Raw genomic sequence first — 12,670 nt, forward strand, 5'->3', positions numbered from 1 at the left:
AATGGGTTTATGAGCAGGCAAGTTCAGTCGTTTTGTGCAGCTAACCATTGGCTCAAGGCGACAATAGATGCCTGCCGGCAAGACTCAAGCCGCTGAAATTCACTAAGCTCCAACGCGTTATTTGCACTGGCTTTTAGCGCCAGCTCTAACTCCTTACATAATTTAGCTAACGCTATCAATCCCATACTGGCACTGCTGCCCTTAAGCCCGTGCAGCAATTTGGCTACCTCTTCCTTGGGATTAGCTAGAGACAGTTTGGCAAGCTGCTCACGACTCGAATCACTAAAAAGATCGAGCATAGACATCATAGCTTCGCTGCCGAGTACGTCCTTATCCTGCGCTAACTGCTTGAGATCTAATAACGGCTCATCATCGACATCCGCTATTGTCGTTGCAATCTTAGCTTCCGTTGTGACTTGAGGCGGCGCAGACAACAGGTCATTAACAGTCGATGATGAAATGGATGCCGACAAGGGAGAAACCGCAACACCAAGCCATTCTGTAAGGGTTTGTAGACTTAGGGGCTTAGCCAATACAGCATCAAATCCTGCCTCGCGGTAATGCTGTAAATCCTCGCTCTGCATTTGGGCGGTAAAGGCTGCAAATTTCACACTAGGATTGGCAATCAACATTTTTAACTGCGGCAATAAATCGATTCCAGTGCCATCACTGAGCTGAATATCCAGCATCACAGCATCGAAAACCACGCCGCTAGACTCAACAAATTCAAGCGCCTGTTGGCAACTGACAGCAAGAACTGACTTGTGACCTAAGTGCGCTAAAAATCCCTGCGCCACCATAGCATTCACTTTATTGTCTTCTACCACCAGCACTTGGCGAGTAGGCACTAATACCCTCTCTGTTACCGCTTTGACATAGGTCATATCGCATTCATTAAAGGCCAGTTCAAAACCAAACTCACTGCCTTTTCCTGGCTGACTTTTAACCCAAATCCCGCGGCCGCTAGCATCCATTAACTCAACCAATTGCTTACAAATGGCGAGCCCTAAACCCGTGCCGCGACTGCGACCTTGATTAGGTAAAGCACTGTAGGGCATAAACAATTTATCGAGTGCCGCAGGCACAATACCAACGCCCGTGTCCTGCACGACGAAGGACAATTGGGTGCCTTGCAGACTAACAGTTAGCGTCACGCAGCCCTCTTGCGTAAATTTAATGCCATTGCCGATTAGGTTGAACAATACTTGGCGCAACTTAGGCCCATCGATATTGATGCAGCTTGGTAACTTAGGCTTGTTCATTTTGAGGCTGAGCCCAGCTAAATTTGCACCCGCAACCATGATCGCCAGCACTTCATCGAGCAAGCTATTGATATCGGTTGGCCTTGGCTCGTGGCTGAGTTTCCCTTGTTCAAGGCGCGAAAAATCCAAAATGTCGTTCAACACGGTTTGTAATAAAGTGCCGCTATATTGCGATAGCGCTAACATTTGCTGCTGCGCTGGCGGTAGATCACTGTGACCGAGCAAGGTTAATGTACCGAGTAAACCATTGAGCGGCGTACGAATTTCGTGGCTCATGGTCGCAAGGAATTGGGATTTTGCCTGACTCGCCTCTTCAGCTATTTGCCTTGCTTTAGCATGGCCCTTGGCTTCGGCATCGAGGCGATTATTGGTATCGGCCAGCTCTTGCGTACGGGCAGCAACCGTTTGCTCCAACGCCTTTTTATGCTCGGTCAACTCATCTGCCACCTGACGTAAATCAGCCTGTAATTTAAGATTATGGGCAGTTTTACGCTTGAAGGCTTCGATAGCATTTGCCATCGCAGTCAGTTCATCATCCCCGTGGGCCTCTAAACTCACGTCCGTGTCACCTAAACTCAAGCGGGACATGGCTTCGGTCGCCTGATTTAACCTAAGGGCGATACCGCGATAAATCACTCGATAGATCACAAAGCCAATCACCACAAACATCAAGGCACCTGTGCCCCAAAGCCCAAGCCTAGCAAGGGACAATTGGTGTAGATAATCACTACGTGCTAATTCAGCCTGTTGTTGCTGTTGATTTAGAGCTCTATCCACCAGCGTATTAAGTCCATAGAGTTTTTCGGCTAACTCTTGCTGCTGACGCTGTTGCTGCTGCAGTGTTTGGCTTAATTCCCGCTGTAATTTAATGATTTGTGGTGTGTGCGCTAACACTGCTAATTCGGTTTTTAACGCCTGCAAACGCCCCGGATCGCGAATTATCTCGGGCACATTATCGAGTGCCATCAAATCGATATTGATGTCACTCGAAGCAAGCGCTGAATCCGTCTTATGGGCAAGCGCCCTGTCCATTGCCGTCGCTATCTCAGGCTCAGGAAGCGTAAAACTCGGGGAAGGATTCGTGCTTGCAAACGTCGCCAGCAAATTCGGCACACTTAATTGCAATTCTGACTGCAATTCGGAGGATTCAAATAACTGACTTAACAAGGCAATTTGATGAACTAACTTAAGGGCACGATTGAGCTGCTCTTGAATATCAAGTTCGCCCTCAATCACATCGTCGAGCAATCGGCCGCTGCGCTTCGCCCCTGCCATATCTGGATAGGCCTGACTCAACTTCGCCAAAATGGCAGAATTCACCACGGCGAGCTCAGATTGAAGTAATTCGGAGGCATGTCCTGCTGCAATGGACAATTCATGGGCCTTCAGCTGCAATTCATCGCCCATGGTCAAACGCCGACCCACACTTTTGCCAAGTAAAGTTAATTGGCTGATGATTTGTTCGGCCAGCAGGTTCAGATTTTGGCCTTCGTCGACATCCAATATGGTTAAGGTTTTGATGCCATTAAACATATTGACACTTTCAAGGCTCAGTTTACGACCAATAAACTCCCGTTGTCGTTCATCTTCTACCCGCCCTAACTGCTGCACACCATCGGACAAAGCATTAGAAGCTTGTACTAGCTGCCTTGCCGCTTGGGATGCGGGGAGCGACTCTTCGTACAAGTAACTGTCGGCCTGTTTTAACCAATGCAGACTTAAGCTGCCTAAGCTAACAAGCAGCATCAACAATACGCCTAACACACTGAAGGCGAGCATTAATCGACCGGTTAAACTGGTTCGCGATAAAGATAAAGGAGCCACACATCTTCCTTAAACTGTTACAATGCCACCCAAGATTATGCTTAGCGGATAATACGGGATGATGCGAAAATATTGGCAACGATGGTTCACACTCGCCACATTTGGCCTCGTGTTTTCAGGCTATGCGACAAGTGACCCCCTCACTTGGCCATTAGAGCAGCGCACGCCATTCAATGTCAAAATCCAGCAATCCCAAACATTAAACTACTTACCGCTGACAAAAGCCCAACAGCCTTGGCGGATTTGCGCCCTAGTGCCACACCTCAAAGATGCCTACTGGATTGGCATTGATTATGGACTGATCCAACATGCGAAAACCCTTGGCGTCTCACTCGATCTCTTCGAAGCTGGCAGTTATTACCATATAGATAAGCAACTGGCTCAGCTGCAAAGCTGTATGCAAGGCGACTATGATGCCATCTTACTGGGCTCAGTCAGCCCTAATTTACTTGCCCAATTTACCGCGCCACTGACTAAACCCGTGCTAGCCCTAGTCAATAAACTTAATAGCGACCAAGTCAAAACTCATATTGGCGTCAACTGGTATCAAATGGGGCTACTGGCGGGTAACTTCATCAAAGCCGATGCATCATCACAACATCCGCAACAAACGGCAAATTTGGCACTCTTAGCCGGACCGGAAAACCTAGGTGGCACAGATTTAGTTGAGCAAGGTATACGTCAGGCGCTTGAAGGGAGCCAAGTCAAGATTAGTGCCATTCAGCACGCCGATAATAATCGCAATTTGTATCGTGACCAGTTGCAGATGCTGCTTAAAGCTCAGCAGCCAGATTATATTCTCGGCAGCGCAGTGGCGATTGAGGCCGCCATTAGTACCTTGAAACAAAAGGGATTAAGTAACAGAGTCAAGCTAGTAAGCAGTTACTTATCCCCCGCCATTGTGCGTGGGCTCAAACGGGAAAAAGTCATCTACAGTAATGATGATCTAGTCGTATTACAGGGAAAACTCGCCATTGATGTTACAGTGAAACAACTCGAAGGCGCTCAGCCATTTGGCGATATAGGCCCTGCGATCATCAAGCGAACATCATCCTCTAACACTTTGTCTCAATTAGATTTCAGTCTAGCGGAGGCCGACTTTTACCCTCTGTACCAAGTGCGACCTCACTCGCATTAATCGTCCACTTTAGCGGCAAATAAATAACCTTCCCCATGAACAGTGACAAACAATTCAGTGTCGAGTTTATTGCGAAGACGGCGAATGATCACATCTATGGTTCTGTCATTGACATCCAGATTACGGTGACTGGTTTGCTGCATTAAACGCTCACGGGATAAGACTTGCTGCGGATGCAGAGCAAATGCGACCAGTAACTCAAATTCCGCTTTGGTGAGTTTGATCAACACATCGCCATGGCGTAATTTACGGCTGTTGAGTTCGAGTTGATAACCTTCGAAACTTAACACATCGTCCGGTTGGGATAATTCTTCGGCGACCGCCAGCTCGGCTTGCTTCACAAGGGAAATCCGCCATAGAAGGTTTTTAACCCTAACCAGCAACTCCCTCAGCTCGAAAGGTTTAGTCACATAATCATCGGCGCCCATTTCGAGACCAACGATTTTGTCGATAGATTCATCCCGCCCTGAGACCAGAATGATGCCCACATGGGAGCGGCTGCGTAGCTCACGGGTCAAGCTCAAACCATCGACACCGGGCAAATTGATATCTAGCATGATCAAATCGATATGTTGGCGATTAAACTCGTACCACATTTGCTCGCCATCGGCCGCCTCAACGACGCGATAACCTTCCTTTTCAAAATATCCCTTTAATCGCGCACGGATAACCGCTTCATCGTCGACAACCAGCACACTGTAAGCCATTTTCAATTTCTCTTATTTTACTTACGTGAATTATTCATACTTTTTCATATTTGCATATGCGTGAAAGGTTAAATATGCGATCTCGGTAGCTTTATTGAACAAAAAATTGCTCTGCTTTTACAGTCACATCAATATGACATATGCTTAGGGACACTGATGGGACTACACTTAGCTCACTATGAAAGAAAAAGGATTGGGTATGGACGAAAGGCGCAAGTTTTCGCGGATTCTATTTGCCACGAATGCACATCTACAACAAGGTGTCGCACAGTGGGAGACAACCATTCTCGATTTGAGTCTAAATGGTGCCCTGGTCGAAGAGCCGCAAAATTTTATTCACTCGGGTGATGCTATTACCCTCAGCTTTATCTTGCCCGAATCTGACATCGAGATCCGTATGGAAACTGAGTTGGTCCATCAAAAAAATGCCCAATTAGGCTTGAAGTGTAACTTTATCGACGTCGACAGTATCAGCCACCTAAAACGTATGGTGGAGCTTAACTTAGGCGATGCTTCCTTGCTGAATCGCGAACTTATGTTGTTTATCGAAAAACACAATATCACAGATTAAAACACTCGCTCATAAACACAAACAGCGCCTAATGGCGCTGTTTTGCTTGCTGACATTAATCTCACTCGCGAGCATTTGATGTTAAATCGCTTCTAGCGCTTCGGATAACTTAGACACACCCACGACCTCCATTCCCGCAGGAGGCTTTTTCGGCACATTGGCCTTTGGCACTATGGCGCGCTTAAAACCATGTTTAGCGGCTTCAACTAATCGCTCTTGGCCATTGGGCACAGGCCGAATTTCGCCAGATAGCCCCACTTCACCAAAGGCGACTAAATCGCTGGGCAAAATATCCCCGCGAAAACTCGATACCATAGCCAAGAGTAACGTTAAGTCGGCACTGGTTTCTGTCACTTTCACGCCGCCCACCACGTTCACAAATACATCCTGATCCGACATCTGTAAACCACCGTGGCGGTGCATCACGGCAAGCAACATAGCTAAACGGTTGGCATCCATACCCACAGCTACGCGCCGGGGGTTAGACATGGCCGAGTTATCCACCAACACTTGCAGTTCCACCAGTAGCGGCCGCGTACCTTCCCAGACCACCATAACAAGCGAGCCAGAAGATTCTTCTTCACCACGGGAAAGGAAAATTGCCGAAGGATTGGCGACTTCTTTTAAGCCGCGCTCTGTCATGGCAAATACGCCTAACTCGTTGATCGCACCGAAACGGTTTTTGTGGGAACGCAAGGTGCGGTAACGACTATCACTATCGCCTTCGAACATCACTGAACAGTCAATACAATGCTCCAATACCTTGGGCCCAGCCAGACTACCATCTTTGGTCACATGGCCGACCATAATCACGGCAATGCCATTTTCTTTCGCAAAACGCGTTAAGTAAGAAGCGGATTCACGGACCTGCGACACACTGCCTGGGCTCGATGCCACATCGCTCATGTGCATCACTTGAATCGAATCGACCACTATGACTTTGGGTAATTCTTTTAGGGCAACTTCGCAAATTTGCTCAACGCTGGTTTCAGACAACATCCGCAGTTTATTGGTTGGTAAACCAAGGCGATGGGCACGCATGGCCACTTGCTGCAAGGACTCTTCACCCGTGACATACAGTGCAGGCATTTGCTCGGCCAGATGACACAAGGTTTGCAATAAAAGCGTACTCTTACCCGCGCCTGGATGACCGCCAATCAAAATGGCAGAACCTGGCACTATCCCGCCACCGAGCACTCGATCTAACTCCCCGAAATGACTCAATATTCGCGGCAGAGCATTGAGATCGATTTGATCTAATGTCTTCACTTCATTGCTGCTCGCACCAGCGTAACCGACAAACTTAGTGCTGCGCCCAGGAGAAGCCGCACCGAGCCTGACCTCAGTAATCGTATTCCATTCCTGACAAGCACTACATTGACCTTGCCAACGGGGAAAGTCTTGTCCACACTCATTACATACGTACGCTGTTTTATTCTTTGCCATAACTTATTAAAATCTGTATAAAATCAATTTAAGTAACGATGAATACTGCCGACATAAGACTAACACAGCACGGCATAAAATCAGCATTAGAAAAGAACCCTACATGAGTCTAGATAACCACAGTGCACTCATCGAACAGCTCAAGCCGTTACTCATGGAACCTAACTTCCAAGAGATTTTTCAGCAGCTGACGATAGATGAAACCAATTCGACCCGTTTTCTTGTGAAAATGGAATTGAGTCGTTTGGCTTCGCCTTGCACCCGAATTATCGATCTCAGGGATAAATCAGAGCTTCCTTGTACTGAAGTCATGTTAGGTCAACAGCGACATTTTTTAGATGAGCCAGCCAAAAGCAGTATGCATGAGGCCATGTCACTGTTTCGCAACCAATATACCTTAGGTGTGTATGAATATGTGCTCAATGCCCATCAACAGCGTCGGGTAAAATTACGCCAAGGTGTGACTCAGATTGAAGCCGCCGAGCCAGAACCTTTTATGGTGCCAGGCGTAGTATTAGGCAGCTATTTCAACCGCGCCGAAGAACGGATGAATTACAGTATTCGCATTGCGGCATCACAAACGGGTCGCGGTGAAGTGCCAGGGATCACGGCAGATTTATCTATCGGCGGCGCCCGTATTCGTCTTGCAGCCAATCATCCCTTCGATCTCGACCAACCACTCAAAGTTAAGTTACTGGAACTCAGTGAAGAGTTTTACTATCCAGATCTCCAGCTAGGAGTGGATTATCAGATTGTCGATAGCCAAACCAATGGCGAATATATTTGGCTAAGACTCAAACGCCTTGGTGGCAGCGAAGCCTTAAGTGAAATGCTCGGCAATTTAATCCGCGGCTATAAACTGCGTTACAAGGTAGATGTCAATGATGTGATAGTTAGTGCAACAGGACTAGGATTTGAACGCCATTATTTACCCCACCTGCCTCACTTACCTTTGTATTTCAATACTCAAACCCAAGGTTTGAGTCACATGCTACTCAGCCGTGACAACCAACAGATAGTGCATTATTTTCAAGATGAGAATGATGTCAGCCAGTTACCAGCCATGTTGACGCCAACCCGAGTATCGGCACTACTGAGTCATCCAGAGAATCCCGATCACGGGCTATTTTTTAGTTTTACCTATAACGCCCAAGGCTGCTTATATTTTTACTCTGCCACCTTAGCCGAGCTTAAAGCTAAGGGCATGATGCCTTTATTTTTAGGCTTTGCGTCGACCAAACCTAGCTGGCGGATCTTTAAAGTCACCCAAGATAAAATTTATCATGATAAAGGCTATGGCCGCGCAACCCTGCCGGGCGATGAGGCTAAATTCAGCCCGCTGGTCGAACAGCAGTTATCGCAGTTTAGTCATTTACTGCAGCTCATTGATATCAGCAATGAAGATGCCAGAGGGCATTACAAAGCTTGGCAAGACAGCAGTAATGCCAATGCCCTTAAAACCTTTGGTCAACAACGATTAACCACCAATCAAATTAAGTTAGTTTCCATGCAATTTAGCGAGCGACGCCAAGAGGCTCGTTTCGCCTTTAAAACCTTAGTCAACGTGACGCAAGACAAGCTAAAAGCAACGGGCATTACCTTAGATATTTCTAGCCGCGGCATGCAATTAACCTTAGATAATCCGACAGATTTCTCATCGAATAAACCACTACTATTAAGCTTTCCCAAACTACAAACTATTGCAGGAAAAACACAGCTAGATAACCTCCCCTACCGTTTAGTGCGCACCCGCAAGAATGGCGTGACACTGCATTTAACCGCAGTCATGGGCCATACCCCCCATGTGGGGGTGGAGTTTTTAAATAAACTCATTGCCCATAATAAGGAAAAGCTAGAACAACTGACCGAGAACAATAGTGAGGCTAATGAACTTGCCGATGGTTTAAAAAACATTTTGATGCATGATCTGCATTCTGTGCCCTACTTTGTTGAAAAAACGACAAAATCGGCCCAAGTCGCGTGTTTAGGCGTCGGTACGCGACAAGATGAGATCAGCGATATTTTTGCTGCGGGCACCTCAGATACCCTGCAATATAATTTAGCGCCGCTGCTAAAAGACGGTTTCTTTAAACGGGATATTCTCGAACCTATTCGCCAGATGAAACCCCAGCAAGATATGGATTTTATTGAAGTGTTTGTTCAATTGATCCGTCAATCACGTGGCAAAATCTTTTTAAAGTGTACTCCCGCCACGGAAGTCGGTGAAGTTGATGCTCAGATAACCTTTATCAATCAGAGCAAAGCAGTAGGCCGATTCCTCGCCCTACGCATTTACCGTGGCGCAACAGAGAAGCCAGATATGAGTTACCTGCGCCGCGAGTTGGAATACATTAATATTCATGCAAACCATAAAGCCAAACAGTTAGAAGAACAACTATGGCGAGTGATTGGCGTCGGTGAACTCTTGGATATCACCCAAGAGGTTGAATTAAGATACCCAGTACTCCACAAAAAACAGTCTTAACCATTTAACACCGCCAAATCAAAACTTAAATACCAATCACTAATTTTGGGAAAATGATCGCTGGTGGCATCTAAATGCGTCAGCATATCGGCATGACCATAGTCATGCTTAAAGCCATTCTCCTTAGAAAGAAGCGTTGATTTAACTCGTTTAAAGCCACACTCTGCGACCATATCCGCCACATCTTCAGGATGCCCAAGCACAGTATCGTTTAGCCCTGAGATAAACCAAGCCGGTGGCCAATCAGCGCGCTTTGCCGCTTTCGCATAATCAAATCCATCGTCGTGATCGATCCAATCACCCTGCACCCAATCGATACTTTGAACTAAAGAGGCGCGGCTCTCATTATCCATACCGATGCGCAGCTTATCGGCAGCAAGATAACCTTGGCCCATCGCTAAGCCTGGCGCTAGACGGTTCCAAAAGACATCGACCATCAACCACTTTTTGAAGGACTTAACCCGAATCGTCCGCTTGCTACCGAAGGTGACTAACGAACGAACGCTTTGTTGTAACTCAGGATAACGGACCAGACTGCTCGCCATTAATACCCCGCCCCATGAATGGGCGCACCAATGCACCTGCGAAGGCGCCACGGCTTTGCGATCATCTTGAGCCGTCTGTTCTTGGCAGGCTTTTTGATGTAAATAGAGAATGGCCTGCTGCACTAAAGGTAATTGCTCGCGGATCACTTCACCTTGCCCTAAGGTAAAATCACGATCGATTTTCGGCAAGCTGAGCCCTCTGCCAGCAGTATCCAGCACATACACCACAAATCCCGCCTTAGCCAAAAAACAACCTAGGCCACGGCCACTTTGGCTATAGAACACCCGACCATTAGACATGGCGCCATGGAGCATGAGAATAGGTGTCTTTGAAAAGTCAGGCGCCGACGGTAATAACTGCCGTAGATGCAGCTGTCCATCGCGGTACGGCAGGTAGATTGAAGACTGTGAAATGGTCGAAATTGAGCCTTGGGCGAGCTGAGTCAAAATGAGTCACTGGTAGTTTATCAATCTCCCTAAACTACCAGTTCATCGATAAAAGACAAGAGTCATTACTCTAACTCTGTCCTTACTTAGATTTTCATCTCGACTCAAATTTCAAATAAATGAATAACCTAGATTTGCAACAGATAAGGTAAAACGCGCAGGTCAAGATGGCGAATATTCGCATCCGCCACAGCTGCCAGCTTAGGTTTGGCATGGAAAGCGATACCAAAATCCGCCGCCATAACCATAGGGATATCATTCGCACCATCACCGATAGCAACTCTTTGGCCTTTTGGAATGTCCCACTGCTCACTGCAACGCTCAACCACATCCGCCTTAAACTGCGCGTCCACCACTTTACCCGTCACTTCACCCGCGAGTTTGCCATCAGTGATGACTAACTCATTAGCAAAGGCCGCATCTAGGCTTAACAGCTGCTTTAAATGGCCCACAAAAGGGGTAAAACCGCCAGATGCCACCACTAAGCGCCAGCCATGGGATTTAAGCTCCAAAAGCATGGACTCAAGCCCTGGCATTAAAGGCAAGTTATCGCACAAAGTCGTGATAATACTGGCATCAGCGCCCTTAAGCTGCGCCACGCGCTGACGCAGACTCTGTTCAAAATCCAGCTCGCCTTGCATAGCACGTTCAGTAATCGCCGCCACGCGCTCGCCAACGCCCGCCATGGCCGCTAATTCATCAATGCATTCAATCTGAATCGCCGTGGAATCCATGTCCATCACTAATAAGCCGGGATGATGCAAGCGAGGCAAATCAACATGGAGCACATGCAGTTCAGCCAAAGACTGAGGGAACGCCGCTAACTGTGCCTGAGAAGGCACATTCACCAGCGCCAACTCGATGCAATGTAAGCCAACTTGGCGTTTGATATGGGCAATACCGATAACATCAGACGAAGGTAATGCCGCAATCCAGGCCGATATCGCTGCCTGCGCTAACGTATCTTGATAGATAACCCGCAAACGCAAAACACCAGCGGGGTTTGCTGACTCTTGATAACGTTCAAACACTTGCCCTTGGCGTTCAAACCTTGGGGAATGGTCAGAGACTAACCACAAAAAAAGCGCATCTTGGTTCAAGCTTTCCATCGGACTTAAATTCTCCAACTATCGGGCTCACTCAGAATCAATTATGATTAGGCAAGCGCTCTACATTTTAAGGGTCAAAGTGTTATATCTTAAAGGGCTAAAGAAAAGCCATAAAATCAGTAGACTGATCCAAATTGCCGCCGCCTTCGCCTTGATATTCGGCTTAGTACAATTGTGGCAGACAAGCCTACTACAAGGTCAGCTGCTTCTAAAGTCCCAAACTCAAAAGATGGCCAGATTACTGGTACAGCAAACCGCTTATGGTGCAGCGCCCGCGCTACAACTGCAAAATGATGAGCAGTTGCAATGGCTCGCCAGTGCTTTAGTGGAAGATCCTAAGGTGATGTCTGCGGCTATCTTCAGCGACCAAGGCATGCGGTTATCTTTCGCCCAAAGTATCACTAAGGATGTTGTCGATCCTGACTCGGAAGAAATGAATTTGCTACTAAGCAAATATCCTCCCTATGTTGAGCCTGTGATCCAAGAAGGGAAAAATCTAGGTTATGTCGAAGTCAGGCTCGATACCAAGCTGTTTTTCAACGAAATCAAAGAAGCCCACAACTTAAACATGGAACAACAACATATCATGCTGCTGGTTGCAGGCTTGATTGGTATGTTGCTTTCGCGCTCTTTGTCTTTCAAACGCGCCGATTTTGACCGCCGCCGCTTTCGGGTTAAATTGCGTCAATCTCCGAAAAAATCTAAGAAAAAATCCTCAGCTGAAGAGCCATCTGCAAGTGCGAGTGATGGATCAGCGCAAGTGATAACCGAAGATCAACCAGTGTCGACCACTGATCACCCACAAGAGAAAGCGGCTAAATCCACTAAGGCGCCAAAAGCAGTAACAGAGACAAATGTCGATAAGCTCACTCAGACCAGCGTGCAAACTAAGGCCGAAAAAACGTCAGAAAAATTATTAGAGTTACAGGATAGTACTGCAGTTGAAAACGCGACAAACGATGCGGAACAAGCAACACCTGCAAAGGTTAAACCTAAAGTGAAAAGTGTCCGCCGAGTAAAACAGGCGACGAAAGCAACAGCCGTGGTAGCCGAACCCTCAACACCAAAAACCCCTAGTGAACCAAGCGACCTCGACACAGATTCCACAGGTTAATAGTTATCCCAATAGATAGGAT

At 47.2% G+C, this 12,670-nt stretch carries 9 protein-coding genes; 4 read left to right on the plus strand and 5 right to left on the minus strand.

Annotation, left to right across the window (positions count from 1 at the left end):
- Nucleotides 1-23: 23 nt before the first annotated feature.
- On the minus strand, nt 24-3,086 hold the full coding sequence (gene torS, locus Q4Q49_RS13300; RefSeq protein ID WP_311999568.1) for a TMAO reductase system sensor histidine kinase/response regulator TorS: 3,063 nt from the start codon (nt 3,084-3,086) through the stop codon (nt 24-26).
- Nucleotides 3,087-3,147: 61 nt separating this feature from the next.
- Here torS and torT point away from each other — a divergent pair, with 61 nt between their 5' ends.
- Nucleotides 3,148-4,224, plus strand: coding sequence for a TMAO reductase system periplasmic protein TorT (torT, locus tag Q4Q49_RS13305; protein WP_311999602.1), 1,077 nt, complete (start codon nt 3,148-3,150; stop codon nt 4,222-4,224).
- Here the strand turns inward: torT and torR are convergent.
- A complete protein-coding gene (gene torR / locus Q4Q49_RS13310) occupies nt 4,221-4,931 on the minus strand; it encodes a two-component system response regulator TorR (protein WP_106651293.1) in 711 nt (236 codons plus the stop codon). The two genes, torT and torR, sit on opposite strands and share 4 nt — an antisense overlap.
- A 199-nt stretch (nt 4,932-5,130) precedes the next feature.
- On the opposite strand from torR, the gene Q4Q49_RS13315 reads away from it, so the two are divergent.
- Nucleotides 5,131-5,502 (plus strand): PilZ domain-containing protein, encoded by a 372-nt coding sequence (locus Q4Q49_RS13315; RefSeq protein ID WP_006082695.1) that lies wholly within the window; start codon nt 5,131-5,133, stop codon nt 5,500-5,502.
- Between the two features lie 81 nt (nt 5,503-5,583).
- Here the strand turns inward: Q4Q49_RS13315 and radA are convergent, their stop codons facing one another.
- Nucleotides 5,584-6,948: a DNA repair protein RadA gene (radA, locus tag Q4Q49_RS13320; protein WP_311891587.1), complete on the minus strand. Its 1,365-nt coding sequence runs from the start codon at nt 6,946-6,948 to the stop codon at nt 5,584-5,586.
- 103 nt (nt 6,949-7,051) lie between these two features.
- On the opposite strand from radA, the gene Q4Q49_RS13325 reads away from it, so the two are divergent.
- Nucleotides 7,052-9,433, plus strand: a complete 2,382-nt coding sequence (locus Q4Q49_RS13325; protein ID WP_311999569.1) for a PilZ domain-containing protein — start codon at nt 7,052-7,054, stop codon at nt 9,431-9,433.
- On the opposite strand, the gene Q4Q49_RS13330 is transcribed toward Q4Q49_RS13325, so the two are convergent.
- Nucleotides 9,430-10,425, minus strand: a complete 996-nt coding sequence (locus Q4Q49_RS13330; protein ID WP_311999570.1) for an alpha/beta hydrolase — start codon at nt 10,423-10,425, stop codon at nt 9,430-9,432. The genes Q4Q49_RS13325 and Q4Q49_RS13330 overlap by 4 nt on opposite strands.
- Before the next feature lie 128 nt (nt 10,426-10,553).
- Nucleotides 10,554-11,534, minus strand: coding sequence for a phosphoserine phosphatase SerB (gene serB / locus Q4Q49_RS13335; RefSeq protein WP_311999571.1), 981 nt, complete (start codon nt 11,532-11,534; stop codon nt 10,554-10,556).
- Nucleotides 11,535-11,613: 79 nt separating this feature from the next.
- Here serB and Q4Q49_RS13340 point away from each other — a divergent pair, with 79 nt between their 5' ends.
- The gene (locus Q4Q49_RS13340) at nt 11,614-12,648 is read left to right on the plus strand and encodes an AhpA/YtjB family protein (protein WP_409373215.1); all 1,035 of its coding nucleotides are present in this window, start codon (nt 11,614-11,616) and stop codon (nt 12,646-12,648) included.
- The last annotated feature ends 22 nt before the right edge of the window (nt 12,649-12,670 follow it).

The sequence above is a fragment of the Shewanella sp. SP1S1-7 genome (assembly GCF_031932105.1).
Lineage (GTDB): Bacteria > Pseudomonadota > Gammaproteobacteria > Enterobacterales > Shewanellaceae > Shewanella > Shewanella baltica.

Bases quoted from the DNA above. Each gene is read 5' to 3' on its own strand.
- torT (WP_311999602.1), top strand. From the start codon at position 3,148: ATGCGAAAATATTGGCAACGATGGTTCACACTCGCCACATTTGGCCTC.
- torR (WP_106651293.1), bottom strand. From the start codon at position 4,931: ATGGCTTACAGTGTGCTGGTTGTCGACGATGAAGCGGTTATCCGTGCG.
- Q4Q49_RS13315 (WP_006082695.1), top strand. From the start codon at position 5,131: ATGGACGAAAGGCGCAAGTTTTCGCGGATTCTATTTGCCACGAATGCA.
- radA (WP_311891587.1), bottom strand. From the start codon at position 6,948: ATGGCAAAGAATAAAACAGCGTACGTATGTAATGAGTGTGGACAAGAC.
- Q4Q49_RS13325 (WP_311999569.1), top strand. From the start codon at position 7,052: ATGAGTCTAGATAACCACAGTGCACTCATCGAACAGCTCAAGCCGTTA.
- serB (WP_311999571.1), bottom strand. From the start codon at position 11,534: ATGGAAAGCTTGAACCAAGATGCGCTTTTTTTGTGGTTAGTCTCTGAC.